The organism is Vibrio sp. Vb1980 (genome assembly GCF_033338615.1).
Lineage (GTDB): Bacteria > Pseudomonadota > Gammaproteobacteria > Enterobacterales > Vibrionaceae > Vibrio > Vibrio alginolyticus.
On the sequence record NZ_JAWOSZ010000002.1, the window covers coordinates 372,926 to 390,679 of the forward strand.

The window sequence follows — 17,754 nt, forward strand, 5'->3', positions numbered from 1 at the left end:
AGACGCTTAATGATATCGGTTACGCCGCTTCTAGATGCGTTGTTAAGTATGGTTGCCATGCTTGTTGGTACAAGTTCTTAGACTGTGTACGCATGTTGCGAATAGAGGCAAGCTCTATTTCGCTTAGCTCACGTTTTTCCAACATCGCTTGACGTTCTAGTTTCTGGATTTTTTCGTATAGGTCGTGTTCGGGACCGCTTTTTACATCTGCGATTGCTTTCAAGTGCAGTTGAACTTCGGCTACTAGGTTTGTTTTTGGTAAACGAACGAGCAAGTTCAAGTCTCTATATCCTGAAGGGCCAGGTTTTTTGAATCGATTTTTTACTTTCACAATAGTTGTTTCACGCTCTAAAGTTTCATAAATGGAGACTAAGCTCGCGACGTCTTCAGCTACAATCGTTGCACGTGCTAGGTCAGTAATACGTTCAACTTTCCCACCTAATTCTAAAGCTATCTTTTCTTCTGCTCGTTGTTTGGATTTCACGCCTGCGAAGTATGGCTGAGCGTCATTAAGAAGTGCGGTACTTTTACAGATAGTTTCAAGTTCAAATTGCGCTTGGTGAGCTTTGCTGTAAAGAATGTCGAAGTCAGAATATGGCTGAGTTGGTGTGGTGTCGATTGACTGAATGCCATATAAACCGCTAAGGCTGTGTTTAAAAAGTTTCGAACAAACTTCGTTTTGGCTGGTTGAACGATTTTGTTCGCCATTAGGCGCAGGGGTAATTGGAAGTGCGGCAAATGCCGGTGCACGGCTAAGTACCAAAAGCATCAATGCTGTAGTACGAAGAAATAAGCTCATTCACTCTCCTTAACTTGCTTGTACTTAGAAAATAGGGAACATAAAGGTCGCTAAGTTCGGCAAATCAGGTACTAACTTATAAATGGGGCCATTACGAAAGATTCCAAGGTTTCAGTTTTATCTTGAAGTAGAATCGTGCGTTAGATCACCATTTCTCTTTTCTTTATTCTGATTATCAGATAAAGGCGCGTCTCCTATGAGACCGATTACATCCTATCACCGCAGTATTAACCAAAGATGAACGGCATAGACAAATTGAAAAAAAACGTTAGTCTTACCTCTCAAAATGAAAACAGCCGACAAGTAGAAAGTAAAATGAGAGACCAAGAATTTTGGCATAACAAATGGGCCAGCAATCAGATCGGATTTCACTTGGAAGATGTAAACCCGCTATTACCAGTATATTGGAAACACACTAATCCAAAGCGTGAAGATAAAGTGTTAGTTCCTTTATGTGGAAAGTCAGAAGACTTGATTTGGCTAGCGATGAAGCATGATTCGGTTGAAGGCGTTGAGCTAAGCCATATTGCTGTGCGTGCCTTTTTTGCTGAACATTTTTACACGCCAACGGTAACGCCTATTAATGGCATGCACGAGCTTTATCAATTTGATGAGCTCTCTATTTATACTGGGGACTTTTTCACTGCACCAGTATCTCAAGCCGATATCATTTATGATCGCGCCGCGTTGGTTGCTTTACCGCAAGATATGCGAGAGGAGTATGTAGAGCGTCTCAAGCAACTTTTGAACCCAGGCGGTCGTATTTTGCTTGTTACACTCAACTATCCTCAAGAAGAGATGGCGGGGCCTCCATTTAGCGTGCCGGTCGAAGAGATTGAGCAGTTATTTTCAGGTTACAAAGTTACTTGTTTGAACGTAGATGAAGCTGACGAGAATCATCCTAAAATTGCGAAAAAAGGCTTAAGTCGCTTCTCTGAAGAAGTGTACTTAATCGAGAGTGAATAGGCTCTCTTCGGTTTGGAACACGAAATAGCGCAGCAATTTGAGCTGCGCTATTTTTGTATGAGTGGTTCGTATTTAATAAATGATATTCACTTTTGAAGCACTTTCAACAGCATCTTGAACGGCTTCTTCGGTGGTTTTTCGTCGCGTAAGGACAACACCTAAACGGCGGCGACCATCGATTTCTGGCTTACCGAATAGACGAATTTGTGTTTGAGGTTGAGCTAAAGCTTTGCTTAGGTTTTCAAAGCGAATGTTTGTGGAAGTCCCTTGTCCAAGAATAACAGCAGACGCAGATGGGCCATATTGCACAATATTATTAATTGGCATTCCGGTAAACGCGCGCACGTGGAGAGCAAACTCAGACATTTCCTGTGAAATCATTGTAACCATACCCGTATCGTGAGGGCGAGGAGAGACCTCATTGAAAATGACTTTATCGCCTTTAACAAATAGCTCTACACCAAAGATGCCGTAGCCACCGAGCGCGTTTACCACTTTCTCAGCCGTGTATTCAGCTGCTTTTACTGCGTTTTCTGACATAGTTTGCGGTTGCCATGATTCGCGGTAGTCGCCATCTTCCTGACGATGACCAATTGGAGCACAGAAATGCACACCGTCAACGGCTCTGATGGTCAATAAAGTGATTTCGTAATCGAAGTCGATAAAACCTTCCACGATAACGCGACCTGCACCCGTACGCCCGCCTTCCTGAGCGTAATCCCATGCTTTTGTAACGTCGTCTTCGGTCTTGATAACACTTTGCCCTTTACCTGAAGAGCTCATCACAGGCTTCACCACGCACGGAATACCCACATGCTCAACCGCGGCTTTGAAGTCTTCAAAGTTATCTGCAAAACGATAAGGTGAAGTCGTCAATTCCAGTTCTTCTGCTGCCAAACGTCGGATACCTTCACGATTCATTGTTAGCCTGGTTGCCTTAGCGGTTGGAACAACATTCAGTCCTTTTTCTTCAAGCTCTACCAGTTTGCCGGTTTCGATGGCTTCAATTTCTGGTACGACGTAAGTAGGTTGTTCCTTCGTAATAACTTCTTCTAAGGCGTTCCCATCTAACATGTCGATAACATAACTACGGTGAGCGACTTGCATCGCTGGAGCATTGGCATAGCGATCACAAGCAATCACTTCTAAACCAAGTCTCTGGCATTCAATGGCGACTTCTTTACCGAGTTCGCCAGAGCCTAAAAGTAATACACGGGTAGCATTTGCGCTAGTTGCAGTGCCAAACATAGTGTTCCCTTACAAAATAGAGTGATGAGACAGAAATTGCAGGAGATCATACTGAAGTTTTATGACAAAGCAAACGTTTGCTTTTGGTTTTTAGGTAATAAAAAAGCTCTACATGTTGTAGAGCTTTTTGTTGAATTTGTCGTTTATACGTTGACAAAACTAAGCGGAATATCTGGATTCAACGCTTCCAACGTTGATTGCGTATCGGCTAAGTGACTGATCTTACCTTCAGAGTTTTCTACCAATGCAGCGGTTTTGATGCTGTCAAAGGTTTCACCCGCAAGTAAAACTTGGATTAGCGCAACTTGTAGCGGTGGCAAGCTAGGATTAAACGCTGCATTTTCTGCATAAGCGCCTTGGAATACACGGCCGCTAGTCATCTCTAATGCTAAACCACTCAAGTTGTTGGTGTATGGAGAGTGGCTCATGTTCATCGCTTCAACTGCACTTTGGATGAGTGCGTCTTCATCATCACATGAGAATTGGTGTTTAACTTCTGCCATTAAGCCGGACTCGATACCGAGATCGTTTGGTCCAAAGGCTTCAGGCAGGTATTCATGAAGTGACTTTTCTTCGCGTTCTGGGAGCTGGATTTTAAGCTCGTTTGCGGTAGATAACTCATTCATGAACTGGCGGCAGTGACCACATGGGCTGAAGTTGATAGTGATATCCTTAACACCACGTTCGCCTTTCATCCAAGCATGGCTAATCGCAGACTGCTCTGCGTGAACCGTTTGACCCAACTGTACACCAAAGAATTCCATGTTGGCACCGAAGTAAAGGCGACCTGAAAGACCACGAACGATAGCGCCGACATAAAAGTCAGAAAGGGGAGCATAGGAGTACGCTGCGGCAAAAGGAAGTAGCGCAACACGAAGCTCTTTGTCTGATAGACCGGTAGCTGAAAGCAACTGCTCAAATTGTTGAACTGAAAGCGTAGCATCAAAATCATCAGCTTGGATGATAGGAGCAAGTTGTTTGGAAAGTGCTTCTGGAGCGCCTGCTAGCGCCTGTTCAATGCGACTTTTCATGTTGAATCCTTGTTATTGCATGGACAGTTATTCTATGTGAAAGATAGAAATGTTCCGTGCGTTAGATCACGATAAATAATGCAATTGATAATTCTGTTACATAATTAGAGTGAGCTCACACATGTATTCGATTGCACAGGTGTGAAGCGTTATCTCCGTCTCACAATTAACCATATCAGTATATATTCATATGACCAAGGAGCAGGAGTATGTTACCAACGCGACTTTTACCGCTATGCTACTTTATACTTACGTAATCTAGAGCGAGTGGTAGCAGCTAGAATGCTAATGCTATGAATGTATATCTCAGTCAAGTCCCTTCACGATATTACTGGGTGAGTTTGATAGATAAGATAGGGTTTTGAAAAGGGATAAGTAAGAAACGGAAAGGCTACGGCCTGCCGGAAGGAGGGCAGACCGAGAGCGCTTAACTATTGATATAGCCAGACCGCCAAAGCAAAAAAACTTGGAGCCAAAATAGAAGTTATGATCCCACATAAAACCAATGCGAGTGATGAGAACGCGGCATCTATGGGCTGTTTCTCTGCACAAGTAGCGGTGCCTAAGGCATGAGAGACTGTACCCATTGTCAGACCACGTGCAATCGGGTGTTTAATTCCAATTAAGTTGTAAATTGGGTATGCCAAAATCGCGCCCAATAAACCAACAATCAGAACCAAGATCGCCGCAACGGCAGCTTCACCACCGAGGTGACTCGAAATTTCCATTGCTATTGGCGTAGTGACGGATTTACCCACTAGACTTGCGATTAAACTGATATCTGCTTTGAAAGCGACTGCGATCAAGGTGGTTGTCATCATCGACATCACACTGCCTACTGTGCAAGCAAAAGTGATGATTCGCCAGTTTGCTTTAATCTGTGGTAGTTGTTCATATAACGGGTAAGCCAGAGCAACTACAGCTGGTTGAAGTAAAAAACTGATCCCTTCGTTATCCGCATAATACGTTTCAAACGGTACATTTAAGTAAGTAAGCAAAGGAATGAGCACTGCAATACTGATCAGCAAAGGATTTGCTAGAGGATTATTCACTTTGATTGCAATTTGGCGCGCGACAAGAAAAACCGCAATGGTAACAACTAACCACATATCAGTGCTTCTCCTTTAGCAAGTAGTCCAGCAGCCAAGCGAGGCTGACTAGTACAATGAGTGAGCCTCCAACTGCGCTAGCAATGATAGGGAGGGCATTAGCGAGTAGCATATCGAAATGCTGCATTAATCCGACGCTAATAGGAACGAACAATAAGATCATATAGCGGATAAATAGTGTGGCGCCCGGTTTGACCCAGTCGACTTTTACAAGCCCAAGAGTCATGGAGAAAAACAGTACGAGCATACCGATGACACTTCCTGGAACGGAAACGCCAGTGAACTTTTGAATGGTAATTCCGATGCCAAGTGCTCCCATGATGAGGAAGATTGAAATGAGCAGTTGGATCAGTTGTAAGAATCGTTCTTTAATCATTTTGACAGTATATAAACAACAAGCACACCATAAGGTGCGCTTGTATTAGGAGGAGTTAGGAAGCTAAGCTCTCTACATAACGGTACACGGATTTTAATATCGCAATCTTCTTTTCGTCACTTTCATGTTCGTGAACTAAGTTTTCTAAATTCAGCATGTACTCTTCAATTTGGCTTTCAAACACTTCTCGACAGTGTAGTGCCCAGCGTCTTTGTTCTTGCTCGTCTAATGTGCCTGGGAAGTTACGCGCACGATAGCGGAACAATAGAGGTTTAATGCGCTTGTCATCAAATTCAATGTCTAATGCAGCAAGATTATTCGGATCGGTTTCGCGAATGATATCCATAGCTGCGCGATCGGCTGGAGAAAAGAACCCGTCGTAAAGTTGTGTATCGACGTCATCACTTTTATCGAATTTGCGCTCGACTGAAAAGAGGCTAATCAGCTTTTCTCTAATTTCAGGATGTTGGCGCAACAAAGCGAGATTGGCGAGACATTGTTGGCGATCAATGCCAATAGACTCTGCATTTTCAGCCGTTAACGTTTTTGCAGGGGCGAGAATAGGGCATTTGTTCAAATGAACTAGTTTAACTGGCACTGGTAGCAATTCACCAAGATCTTCGCGCTTCGTGTAGAGTCTTTCGTGCAGCTCTTCTGCGGATAGCTCAAGAATAGGTTGAGGGTCTTTCGCTAAATCGATGGTGATAACGGCGTTATTATTGGTTGGATGCCAAGCAACAGGCACAATCCAGCTAGTGTACTGGCATTCGCGCCCTAGCATGCCTGAAACGTGCATCAACGGTGTCATGTTGACGATGTCGACTAAATCATTGAGCTTGCGCTTTTGGCGCATAGAAAAAAAGTAATCAAACAATTTTGGTTGCGCTGCTTTTACTTTCTTTGCCATTTCGATAGTCGCAACCACATCTGCCATGGCATCGTGCGCGTTACTATGTTCTATGCCGTTAGCCACGGACAAATGTTCTAATTTAAAGCTAGTGAAGCCATCTTCGTTTTCTGGCCATTCTACGCCTTCTGGGCGAAGGGCATGGCACGCGCGTAGTACATCGAGTAAATCCCAACGTGAGTTACCGTTTTGCCAACTCCATGCGTATGGATCGATAAAGTTGCGATAACAAGTATAACGGGTCACTTCGTCATCAAAGCGAATGCTGTTGTAGCCTAAACTGGTGGTATTTGGTCTCGCGAGTTCAGCGTGAATCTTAGCGATAAACTCTGGCTCAGAAAGGCCTTCTTGAGCCGTTTTTTGCGGAGTAATACCAGTAATAAGTGCAGCTTCAGGAGACGGAAGATAATCAGCCGGTGGTTGACAGTACATGACTAAAGGCTCGCCGATGATATTAAAGTTTTCATCTGTACGAACACCAGCAAACTGGCTTGGGCGATCTTTCGCGGGGTTGGTTCCCCATGTCTCATAATCAAAGAAGAAAAAAGTGGGCTGATTATCTTGGTGCATTCTGCTTACCGTTTACAAAACCGATGACAGTATTAGACCATTCAACGCCTTGACTAGCAACGAAAGATGCAAGTTGAATTTTTGAAAATGAAAAAAGCCGATGGCGAACCATCGGCTTGATATTTTACGTTTTATCGCTTTGGAAGGAATTTGAGTTCTATGCTCGTGTTTCTTCCAATGTTGCTTCACTTTCTGGTGACTTCAGCACTCGGCTAGCAATTGTACCCGCAGTCATTGAACCTGAAACGTTTAGTGCGGTACGTGCCATGTCAATCAGTGGTTCAATAGAGATAAGCAGTGCCGCGATGGTCACAGGTAAGCCCATTGCAGGAAGAACAATCAAGGCTGCAAACGTCGCACCGCCGCCGACACCTGCAATACCAAATGAGCTGATGGTGATAATCGCAATCAATGACAGGATAAAGTGCAGATCAAGTGGGTTGATGCCCATTGTCGGAGCTACCATCACTGCAAGCATTGCAGGATAGATACCCGCACAGCCGTTTTGGCCGATAGTGGCACCAAACGATGCTGATAGGTTTGCAATCGCTGGTGGTACGTTAAGCTTGGTGATTTGCGCTTCTACGTTTAGTGGAATTGTTGCTGCTGAGCTACGAGATGTAAACGCGAAGGTCAGTACAGGCCAGATTTTCTTAAAGTATTCCGCAGGGCTAACGCCGACAAAAGAGACTAATACGCCATGAACAACAAACATCAGTGCGATAGCAACATAAGACGCCACAATAAAGCCAAGTAGGTTTAGGATGTCGCCTGCGCTTGATGTCGCTACCACTTTTGCCATCAGTGCTGCGATGCCGTATGGCGTTAGCGCCATGATCATCTTCACTAATCGCATAACGATAGATTGAGCAGCTTCTACGAAAGTACGAATCGGTGATTCCAACTCTGCTTTTTCCATCATCACTTTACGAGCGGCGATACCAGTTAACACGCCGAAAATCACTACAGCGATAATCGATGTCGAGCGAGCACCTGTTAGATCAGCAAATGGGTTGGTTGGAATGAAACTAACTAGCATTTGAGGAATAGTTAGGTCACTTACTGTACCGGCACGGCTTTCTAAAACGGCGATACGAGCGGTTTCACGCGCACCTTCAGTTAACCCTTCTGCTGAAAGGCCAAATGTCGTTGTCACCAAGATACCGATAAGTGCAGCAATTGCAGTCGTTACTAGAAGAACAGAGATGGTCAGGCCAGAAATTTTACCTAAAGAGCCACCTTTCTCCAATTTAACAACTGCAGAGATCATCGATACCAATACTAGTGGCATGATGACCATTTTCAGTAGACCAACGTAGCCACTGCCTACAATGCCTACCCATTCAAGTGTTTGAGCAATCGCGCTGTTGCCTTCACCGTGAATGAGTTGCAAAGCAAGACCAAAAAGAGAACCGGTAACAAGACCGATCAAAACGAGACGTGAAAGAGTGTGTTTCTTTTGTTGCTGATTAAATAGAAAGAACAATATTCCAACAAAGACGGCTAGAGAGGCTATCACTGCAAAATTCATAATTTGACCTTATCAACCAACCTAAGTGGCGGTTGTTTTTTATACGGGGTTTTATACGGATTTATTTATGGAGCGTAAGATAACGCTCGTGATATAACTTTAAAAATGACAAACGGGTATTAGCTAGATCTAAAATGAATATAAAAACGAGATCTAAGTCGCGTGAGAGTGTGAATTAGCACGTTAATTGTACAAAATGGTTATTCGTAGTGATGCAGTAAGTCACGCATTTCTTTCCTTTGTAAGTAAACCACCGAGTCTTCTTGATAACTGAAAAGTTGATAAATCATCGCTTTAGCGACATCTTCTGCTCGAATAGGTAAAAAGTTGGACAATTTGCCAAGCATAAGTGGGCGAATTACCTTAAACAGAGTTTGTACTAACTTCTCGTCCATTCTTGGGTTTTGACGTTGACCAACAAGCGGGCCTGGGCGAACAAATACGATTTCCTCAAAATCCATAGCTTCGATTCGTTGTTCCATTTGTCCTTTACAAGCTAAGTAATGGGATGGCGATTTACTATTTGCACCGAGGCTAGAAACAACCGCAAGGCGTTTGACTCCGATTGTTTTCATCTGTTGGGCGACTTTACACACCAGATCAACATCTACTCTACGCAAATTATCCTTACTACCAGCTTGCTTAAGGGTCGTGCCTAAACAGATAAAGCCGATGGTTGGTGTTGGTTGGTTCTCATCCCATTGGTGGATAGAAAGGTCTGCATCAATGAGAGGAATAAGCTTATTGTCCACATCCAGGACGCCATCGAGTGGGCGGCGAGAAAGATAATATAATGTTCCAACACCTGATTGATTTATGAGGTTTGCAATGACTTTAGAGCCTACTAAGCCAGTTGCACCGGCGATGATTGCGCAGGTGTTGTTATCCATATCTTTTCTCCTATATGGGAACATAGTCTAAGCTATTGTAGCGGATTTCAACGAGTTACTTATAATCTCGTGCAAGAAAGGTGAGACGCTCTGCGAACTCGGCAGACTATCCTGAGATAAACTTGATTAGCGCTGCCCCAATTGGATGCAAGTGTATACAATAGTGGGCGCGCAAAAACTGTCGCTGAACAAGACCTCTTGAACAACAGAACACCTCTCACCCAGGCAACATCAAAGGAACGTAAAAAATGGATGACTCTTTTGCTGCGGAGATACAAGCACGCATAGATAACAAAACCAAACCCGTCGGTTCTTTAGGCTTATTGGAAAAGGTGGCACTGCAGTTAGCTCTTATTCAAAGCCAGGATAAACCTCAGCCAGTTGATTCCATCGCTATCTGCAAACCAAGCATGCTGGTATTTGCTGGAGATCACGGCGTTGCAGAGGAGGGCGTGAGCATTGCGCCAAGCGAAGTCACTCAGCAAATGGTGGCTAACTTTCTCGCTGGCGGCGCAGCCATCAACTGTTTTTGCGACATTAATGGCATTCAACTCAAAGTAATAGATTGCGGCATGTTGGCTCCTATCGATGTGCTGGTTCCAGAATTTAAATCCCATCCCAACTTGGTTGAACAACGGTTGGGTAACGGTACGGCTAATTTTTCTAAACAATCAGCGATGTCCCCAGAACAAGTGGCGTTAGGTTTAGAATATGGTGCGAAGATTGCTGAGCATACCATTTTGCATGGTTCAAACCTCTTGATGTTCGGCGAGATGGGCATCGGTAATACCAGTTCGGCCTCAGCACTGTTATCGGCGCTGAGCGCATTAGATATTGATTATTGTGTTGGCGTTGGCACCGGAATCAATCAACAGCAGTTGAGCCGCAAATATAAACTGGTAGCACAGGGGGTAAACCGATGTCGAGGTCTTGATACCAAAGCGATTCTCGCACAGGTTGGGGGCTTTGAAATCGTACAAATGGTGGGCGCTTTTTTAGAAGCCAAGCGGCTTAAAACTCCAGTTTTAGTGGATGGTTTTATCGTATCGGTAGCGGCTTATATTGCGACGTTGTTAGACGAAGAAACGCGTGAATACATGTTGTTTGCCCATCGCTCTGAAGAAAATGGACATAAATTTGTATTGGAACATCTTAAAGCAGAACCTCTGCTCGACCTTGGTTTACGGCTAGGGGAGGGAACAGGAGCCGCTCTTGCCTTACCCTTGTTAAAAGCTGCTGCCCAGTTTTACAACAAAATGGCGAGCTTTGAGAGTGCAGGAGTTACAGTTTAGTGTCAGTCCCTGATAATTCTGAGAAAGTCATGCCGTCATCGTTAAGATACCAGTGGGAGTTATTTCTATTAGCTACCAGTTTTTTTAGCCGCTTACCCGTGCCCCAAGCGTTGCCTTACAGTGAAGAACGCATGAATCAGGCAGGCCGTTACTTCGCGTTAGTTGGTCTCGTGCTTGGAGCACTTTGCGCTTTGGTATTCTCGCTCACCTCAATTTTTTTCCCAGAGTCGGTTGCCATAGTATTAACGATGGTGTTTAGCTTATTGTTAACTGGGGCTTTTCACGAAGACGGCTTGACCGATATGGCGGATGGCATTGGCGGTGGCATGACCGTAGAGCGACGCCTCTCTATTATGAAAGACAGTCGTATTGGCACTTATGGTGCCGCCACTCTCATTATGGCGTTATTGGCTAAGTATGTTTTTTGGAGTGAACTGGCTAACTTGCCGCACTTTTGGTTGGTCATTGTCGTCGCTTACACCGTAAGCCGAGCACTAGCTGCGACGCTTATTTATGACATGCCTTATGTTAGTGACAGTGATACGTCGAAAAGTAAACCGCTAGCAAGTCGCCAGTCTTCTCTAGAAGTCTCCATTTTGTTGTTTACTGGTGGCGTAACATTGCTTGTGCTTGGTATCGCGGATGCGATCTTGATATCGCTTGTTCTCGTGGTATTTCGTTTGATGTTCAAACGTTGGTTAACCAAGAGAATTGGCGGCTTTACGGGGGATTGCCTTGGCGCAGCGCAACAGTTGTCGGAACTGCTTATTTATCTCACTATGATTGGGTTGTATCACTCCTCATGAAGCAATTGATACTCGGTGGCGCGCGCTCTGGGAAGTCGCATTTGGCAGAAAAAACAGCTAAGCAATTATCGATCGCTTCTCATCGATCATTACACTATGTTGCAACCGCGCTGCCATTTGACCAAGAAATGCGAGAGCGAATAGCGCATCATCAAAAGCAACGCGGGGGCGAGTGGCAAGAGCATGAATGCCCCCTTCATTTATCTGAGTTACTGACAAATTTCTCTACCACCGATGTTGTATTGGTCGATTGTTTAACCTTGTGGCTCAACAATTGGATATTTGAGTTAGGTGATGAATGTTCCAATGAGAAGCTAGAAGCAGAAATTGAAAAGCTTATACAGGTGGTGCGTGGCTCAGATGCGACGTTAATATTCGTCTCTAACGAGGTTGGAATGGGCATTGTACCTTTGGGGGCGGTTAGTCGTTATTTTGTGGATAATGCAGGACGGATGAATCAAAAACTAGCCAGTGTTTGCCATCGCGTTACCTTGGTTGCTGCTGGTTTGCCGTTGGTTCTTAAAGAGTAGGATGGAACAAAATGAAAACACTCAATATCTATCTTGTGCGTCATGGAAAAGTAGACGCTCCACCAGGACTCCATGGCCAAACAGATGTAAAAGTTACGCCTGCTGATCAAGAGAGTATTGCTCGGGCTTGGGCTGAGAGTGGACGAGGTGTGGGTGGAATAATTTCTTCTCCACTTTCACGCTGTCAAGAACTGGCAAACATCATTGCTGAACAGCAATTATTACCAGTAATGACGGATGAATCTTTACAAGAGATGGCATTTGGTGATTTTGATGGTATGCCTTTTGATCTGCTCACTGAGCAGTGGAAAAAGCTAGATGCTTTTTGGCAATCGCCAGCACAACATACGTTGCCGAATGCTGAGAGCTTAAGCACATTTTCTGAGCGCATATGTCGCGTTTGGTCTCAAATCATCAACGATATCAATGACAATCTCCTTATCGTCACGCATGGTGGCGTCATTCGTATGATTCTTGCTCATGTATTGGAGTTAGATTGGCGTAACCCAAAGTGGTATTCGACGTTGTCGATAGGAAACGCTTCTGTCACGCATGTAACAATTACCATAGATGAGCAAATTTACGCCTCGGTGCGTTCGATTGGCGTACCTCTTTTAACTCGTTAATTTATAAATATTAAAATGCCCAGAACGATATTGCTTACGGGCATAGTCACGGAAGATGTCAGTGGAAGCCCATCTGCTAGGTGCAGGAAGCGAAAATTGACTCAGTTACATAAAAAGGAAATATAGAAATGACAACGCCGAGTTGGGATTTGTCCATCGTTTATAACGACCTTTCTGACCCACGAATTCAAGACGATATTGCTCTTGTGGAACAATGTATTGATCTTTTGAATAAACAATCAGCAGATTGTGGCAACGTAGAGATCATGCAAAATGCGATTTTAACCAATGAAGCCGCGAGTCGTTTAGCGGGTACAGTTGCAAATTTTGCGAGTTGTTATGCTTCTGTTGATGCAACAAACGCCGAAGCGAAATCGTTACTTGGTAAAATGACCCGCATCTTTTCGGAGCTTTCCCAAGCGTTCAGTCCCTTTGATTTGACACTAACGTATGCCGACGAAGAGTTTATCTTGCGCGTGTTAGACCATGAGAATCCTGATATCAGTGGGCAAGCTTTTTCTATCTTGAATTCTAGAAAGTTGGCGGATACTCGCCTTAGCAACGCAGAAGAACAGTTACTGGCTGCGATGAGTGTGGATGGCAAATCGGCTTGGGGTAACCTATACGATAACCTGACTGGCTCATTGAAAGTGAAGCTTGAGTACACAGATGGTAATAGTGAAGAGCTTGGGTTTTCTCAAGCGGCAAGCATTCTTTATGGTTCTGAATTCGAGCGTCAAGAAGCCGCGTGGCGAGGCGTACAAGATGCAATGCAAACGCACCAAGAATCATTCGCTGCGATTTTGAATGCATTAGCAGGATGGCGCTTAACTGAAAACAAAAAGCGTTCTACGAAGCGTGAAGTTCACTTCCTAGAGCCGAGTTTGCATGGTAGCCGAATCCAAGCTGAAACTTTAAATGCGATGATGACCGTAGCCAAAGACAGTCGAGCTATTGGTCAGAAAGCGGGTTTATTGATGGCGCAAGTACATGGTCTGGATGAGATGAAACCTTGGAATCATCTGGCAGCTATGCCCGCCTTGAGCGGTGAAGCGAAGGTCTACGACTTTGATGAAGCGATTGAGGTTATTTGTGAAGCATTTGAAACAGTAAACTCTGAGATGTCGGAATTTGTCCGTTTGATGGTACAAAATGGTTGGATTGATGCCGCGCCAAATGCTAACAAGCGTCTTGGCGCATACTGCACCAAACTGCCAGCAACGCGAACACCACTTGTGTTTATGACTTGGAGTGGCAGCCGTTCAGACCTTATGACTCTGGCACATGAACTTGGCCATGCGTTCCATAACTGGGTTATTCGTGATTTGCCACTTTGCCAAACTTACTACCCAATGACGTTAGCAGAAACCGCCTCTATCTTTGCAGAAAACATCGTTCGTGATCATTTGATTTCGAAAGCTGAGAGCGTTGATGAAAAGCTCGAGATGTTGTGGGAAGAGTTGTCATCTGCGCTAGCTTTAATGATCAACATTCCGGTTCGCTACGAGTTTGAAAAATCGTTTTATGAACGCCGCCAGGATGGAGAGTTAACCGCAGATGAATTCTGTGAGTTGATGTCAGAAACTTGGAAAGAATGGTATGGCGACGTAATGAGCGAACCGGATCCGTACTTCTGGGCAAGCAAGCTGCACTTTTCTATTGATAGCGTGAGCTTTTATAACTACCCATACCTATTTGGTTTCTTGTTTAGCAAGGGTATCTATGCACAGCGAGAAACCAAAGGCGAAGCGTTTTACACCGATTACATCAATTTGCTGCGCGATACAGGCTGCATGATGGCGGAAGATGTCGTCGAAAAGCACCTGTCGATGGATTTAACCCAGCCAACGTTTTGGCAGCAGAGTGTTGAGCTAGTGCGTGAAAAAGTCGATGAGTTTGAGCGTTTGCTCGCACAGCGCGGCTAAGTTTTTCGCAGTGTTGATGCATAATCTGCTTTATAGCTACAAAAATTTGATCAAATCATAATGATCTTAATCAGGGCTGTGGTAAAGTTCACAGCCCTAACACTTTGTAATTGTTTGAAAATTAAACGCCTCAATGCTTGATTTGAGTGCCTGGCGCGAAAAGGCATCGGATTTTCGAGGGAAATAGTGATTTCTACTCATAAGTGAGATCGCAGCAACAAAAATCCTTTGTACAATTTATTAACATATCCGCCGTGCTATTAAGGAGTAACGCATGACGAAGTCTCTCTTTCGCCAATCGTTTTTAACTGACACGTTAGATGTTCATATTGATGTTGCACCAGCGGAGCAGGTGCTTTCTAACGGTGTAAAACTTAAACTCTATCAGCGTGGTGTATTAGAAGTAATCCCTGCGAATTATACTCAGGATACGAAGAACATCATCATCTCTTGTGGGGTTCACGGAGATGAAACCGCACCGATGGAGCTGGTGGATTCCATTATTCAAGACATAGAATCTGGGTTCCAGACGGTCGATACCCGTTGTCTGTTCATTATCGCTCACCCAGAATCCACTCTGGCGCACACGCGATTCCTCGAAGAAAACCTCAACCGTCTGTTTGACGAAAAAGAACACAAACAGACAAAAGAGCTTGTTATCGCCGATACGCTTAAGCTGCTTGTTCGAGATTTTTATCAGGATACCGACCCGACAACACGCTGGCACCTTGATTTACACTGCGCGATTAGAGGCTCGAAGCACTATACGTTTGCAGTAAGTCCTAAGACTCGTCATCCTGTGCGCAGCAAGGCATTGATCGATTTCTTGGACAGTGCACACATTGAAGCAGTGCTCCTGTCAAACTCACCATCGAGTACGTTTAGCTGGTACAGTGCCGAGAACTTTGGTGCGCAGGCTCTCACGATGGAGCTTGGACGCGTGGCTCGTATTGGTGAAAATGACCTCGATAAACTGACCGCGTTTGATTTGTCTTTACGTAATTTGATTGCGGAAACGAAGCCAGAACACCTACCAAAACCATGCATTAAGTATCGCGTAAGTCGCACAATCGTTCGTTTGAACGAAGACTTTGACTTTATGTTCGACGACAATGTTGAAAACTTCACCTCATTTGTTCACGGCGAAGTGTTTGGTCATGATGGCGACAAACCATTAATGGCGAAGAATGAAAACGAAGCGATTGTCTTCCCGAATCGCCACGTCGCAATAGGTCAACGCGCAGCTCTGATGGTTTGTGAAGTGAAAACCCGTTTTGAAGAGGGTGAGTTGGTTTACGATTAATCCAACATTGCTTTGAGAAGTTAATTGCAATTTACCGAGGCTTAACTGTAAGGTTAAGCCTCGTTTGTTTGTATCGGCTGCTATGGATTTTCAACAACTTATCCTGAACAAGGAGCGACGCTGGCAACGTAACCTGATGGTTATGTCGATCGTGCTCGCTGTACTCTCTGCCATTCACTTGATGGTCGGAGAAATTTTTCTTTCTCCTTTTCAATCCTTATCTGCATTTGAACAGAAGTTATTGGTGGACTTGCGTTTACCGAGGTTAGTGTCTGCGGCAATTATTGGTGCTGCGTTAGCGGTATCTGGCGCGACGTTACAAGTGTTGCTTGGGAACGTGTTGGCTGAACCTGGCGTGCTTGGTATCTCTGGTGGCGCAAGCTTAGCAATGGTCTTAATCATGTTCGCGTCACCTGTTCTTCCTACCCCGATTGTTTTTATGTTGGCAGCGATTGCTGGCTCGATGGTATTCACGTTTGTTTTGGTGGCGATAGCAAGGGCAATGCACCTGACGACGGCTCGATTGCTTTTGGTTGGGGTCGCATTGGGTATTTTATCGAGCGCGATTGTGACGTGGGCATTTTACTTTAGTGATGATCTCAGTTTACGCCAACTGATGTATTGGTTAATGGGCAGTATTGGCGGTGCAAGTTGGTATCAACATACCGTTACTTTGGTGATGTTACCGGTGCTTATCTGGTTATGTTGTAAAGGCAAGTCGCTTGATAAATTGATGCTGGGTGAGATTCATGCGACCCAATTGGGTGTCGATGTGCATCAAATGCGTTGGAAATTAATCCTCGCCATTTCTGTTTTGGTGGGTAGTTCAGTCGCTTTGGGTGGCATCATCAGTTTTGTTGGTTTGGTGGTGCCGCACTTGTTGCGTTTGGCTTTTGGTACGGAAAACCGTTATTTATTGCCACTTTCTGCAATATCTGGTGCTGCGTTGCTTGTATTTGCTGACATCGGCGCAAGACTGTTATTGGACTCCGCAGAGTTACCTTTAGGTGTCATGACAACATCGATTGGCGCACCTATTTTCATCTGGATGCTGGTGAAGAGTCATGATGCACGTTAAACATATGTCGGTTGGTAGTCGATTATTGCCTCTTTCTTTTGAATGCAAAGCTGGCGAAATCGTACATATCGTTGGGCCTAATGGTTCCGGTAAGAGTACTTTATTGGCTGCGATTTCTGGTACGTTAAGTCACCGAGACGGTATGAGTGGTGAAGTGTACGTTGGCAACAAAAACTTGCTTACTTTACCGTTGTCAGAGCAAGCTCATGTTCGAGGTTATTTGTGTCAGCAATCGCGCCCAGCGTTTAATGTTGATGTGTTTCAGTATCTCGCTTTATCTCTGCCAAGTGGTGCTGAGATTGCGGATATCAAAGTGCGTGATGCCGTCAATATGGTGGTGGAGCTGGTACAACTGCAAGATAAGCTTCATCGCAGTATTCAAACATTATCCGGTGGTGAGTGGCAGCGTGTCCGATTAGCAGGTGTATGTTTGCAGGTGTGGCGTACCATTAATCCTTTTTCGCAGTTTTTAATTTTGGATGAGCCAGCAGCACCGTTAGATATTGCGCAAGAGGGTCTGCTCTATCAATTGATTAACGCTATGGCGGCGCAGGGAATTGGAGTATTGGTTGCTAATCACGATCTCAATCGCACATTAAAGCACGCAGATAAAGTATTGCTGCTTAACAACGGTGTGCTGCACTCATCAGGAAGTGCCGATACTGTGCTAACGGAAGAAGCTCTCGGGGAAGTGTTCAATACTCAAGTCAAAAAGGTCATCGTAGATGAGCAACCTTATTTAATCTTTGATTAGTATTTAGGGACAA

17 protein-coding genes are annotated in these 17,754 nt (G+C 44.5%); 9 read left to right on the plus strand and 8 right to left on the minus strand.

Annotated elements, in window-relative coordinates; all coding sequences use genetic code 11:
• Positions 1–19: 19 nt before the first annotated feature.
• Positions 20–799, minus strand: coding sequence for a phosphoribosylglycinamide formyltransferase (locus tag R7F64_RS04880; RefSeq protein ID WP_053350422.1), 780 nt, complete (start codon positions 797–799; stop codon positions 20–22).
• Between the two features lie 315 nt (positions 800–1,114).
• Between R7F64_RS04880 and R7F64_RS04885 the strand changes: the two genes are divergently transcribed.
• Complete coding sequence (locus R7F64_RS04885) at positions 1,115–1,765, plus strand: thiopurine S-methyltransferase (protein ID WP_031778984.1); 651 nt, start codon at positions 1,115–1,117, stop codon at positions 1,763–1,765.
• 72 nt (positions 1,766–1,837) lie between these two features.
• Here the strand turns inward: R7F64_RS04885 and purT are convergent, their stop codons facing one another.
• The 7 genes from purT to R7F64_RS04920 all read right to left on the minus strand — a co-directional run bounded on the left by purT (position 1,838) and on the right by R7F64_RS04920 (position 9,427).
• On the minus strand, positions 1,838–3,013 hold the full coding sequence (purT, locus tag R7F64_RS04890; RefSeq protein WP_318071491.1) for a formate-dependent phosphoribosylglycinamide formyltransferase: 1,176 nt from the start codon (positions 3,011–3,013) through the stop codon (positions 1,838–1,840).
• A 143-nt stretch (positions 3,014–3,156) separates the two neighbouring features.
• The gene (gene cdd, locus R7F64_RS04895) at positions 3,157–4,044 is read right to left on the minus strand and encodes a cytidine deaminase (RefSeq protein ID WP_258475586.1); all 888 of its coding nucleotides are present in this window, start codon (positions 4,042–4,044) and stop codon (positions 3,157–3,159) included.
• A gap of 431 nt (positions 4,045–4,475) precedes the next feature.
• Complete coding sequence (locus tag R7F64_RS04900; RefSeq protein ID WP_005377888.1) at positions 4,476–5,153, minus strand: LrgB family protein; 678 nt, start codon at positions 5,151–5,153, stop codon at positions 4,476–4,478.
• A gap of 1 nt (position 5,154) precedes the next feature.
• The gene (locus R7F64_RS04905) at positions 5,155–5,529 is read right to left on the minus strand and encodes a CidA/LrgA family protein (protein ID WP_005397786.1); all 375 of its coding nucleotides are present in this window, start codon (positions 5,527–5,529) and stop codon (positions 5,155–5,157) included.
• A 55-nt stretch (positions 5,530–5,584) separates the two neighbouring features.
• Positions 5,585–7,006 (minus strand): exodeoxyribonuclease I, encoded by a 1,422-nt coding sequence (sbcB, locus tag R7F64_RS04910; protein ID WP_318071492.1) that lies wholly within the window; start codon positions 7,004–7,006, stop codon positions 5,585–5,587.
• Between the two features lie 157 nt (positions 7,007–7,163).
• Positions 7,164–8,537 (minus strand): L-cystine transporter, encoded by a 1,374-nt coding sequence (locus R7F64_RS04915; RefSeq protein ID WP_005377885.1) that lies wholly within the window; start codon positions 8,535–8,537, stop codon positions 7,164–7,166.
• A 200-nt stretch (positions 8,538–8,737) separates the two neighbouring features.
• The gene (locus R7F64_RS04920; RefSeq protein ID WP_053350419.1) at positions 8,738–9,427 is read right to left on the minus strand and encodes an NAD(P)H-binding protein; all 690 of its coding nucleotides are present in this window, start codon (positions 9,425–9,427) and stop codon (positions 8,738–8,740) included.
• Positions 9,428–9,675: 248 nt separating this feature from the next.
• Here R7F64_RS04920 and cobT point away from each other — a divergent pair, with 248 nt between their 5' ends.
• The 8 genes from cobT to btuD all read left to right on the plus strand — a co-directional run bounded on the left by cobT (position 9,676) and on the right by btuD (position 17,741).
• Positions 9,676–10,719, plus strand: coding sequence for a nicotinate-nucleotide--dimethylbenzimidazole phosphoribosyltransferase (gene cobT / locus R7F64_RS04925; RefSeq protein ID WP_149191865.1), 1,044 nt, complete (start codon positions 9,676–9,678; stop codon positions 10,717–10,719).
• A gap of 29 nt (positions 10,720–10,748) precedes the next feature.
• The gene (locus R7F64_RS04930) at positions 10,749–11,525 is read left to right on the plus strand and encodes an adenosylcobinamide-GDP ribazoletransferase (RefSeq protein ID WP_176311286.1); all 777 of its coding nucleotides are present in this window, start codon (positions 10,749–10,751) and stop codon (positions 11,523–11,525) included.
• Entirely contained in the window at positions 11,522–12,055 is a 534-nt protein-coding gene (gene cobU / locus R7F64_RS04935; protein ID WP_137281904.1) for a bifunctional adenosylcobinamide kinase/adenosylcobinamide-phosphate guanylyltransferase, read from the plus strand. Before R7F64_RS04930 ends, cobU begins: the two co-directional genes overlap by 4 nt.
• 11 nt (positions 12,056–12,066) lie before the next feature.
• Positions 12,067–12,681, plus strand: coding sequence for an alpha-ribazole phosphatase (cobC, locus tag R7F64_RS04940; protein WP_115385893.1), 615 nt, complete (start codon positions 12,067–12,069; stop codon positions 12,679–12,681).
• A 128-nt stretch (positions 12,682–12,809) separates the two neighbouring features.
• Positions 12,810–14,606: a M3 family oligoendopeptidase gene (locus R7F64_RS04945; RefSeq protein WP_137281905.1), complete on the plus strand. Its 1,797-nt coding sequence runs from the start codon at positions 12,810–12,812 to the stop codon at positions 14,604–14,606.
• A gap of 274 nt (positions 14,607–14,880) precedes the next feature.
• Entirely contained in the window at positions 14,881–15,909 is a 1,029-nt protein-coding gene (locus tag R7F64_RS04950; RefSeq protein ID WP_005377878.1) for a succinylglutamate desuccinylase, read from the plus strand.
• An 82-nt stretch (positions 15,910–15,991) separates the two neighbouring features.
• Positions 15,992–16,987, plus strand: a complete 996-nt coding sequence (btuC, locus tag R7F64_RS04955; protein ID WP_042521936.1) for a vitamin B12 ABC transporter permease BtuC — start codon at positions 15,992–15,994, stop codon at positions 16,985–16,987.
• Entirely contained in the window at positions 16,974–17,741 is a 768-nt protein-coding gene (gene btuD, locus R7F64_RS04960) for a vitamin B12 ABC transporter ATP-binding protein BtuD (protein WP_017820884.1), read from the plus strand. The genes btuC and btuD overlap by 14 nt, the downstream gene beginning before the upstream one ends.
• The last annotated feature ends 13 nt before the right edge of the window (positions 17,742–17,754 follow it).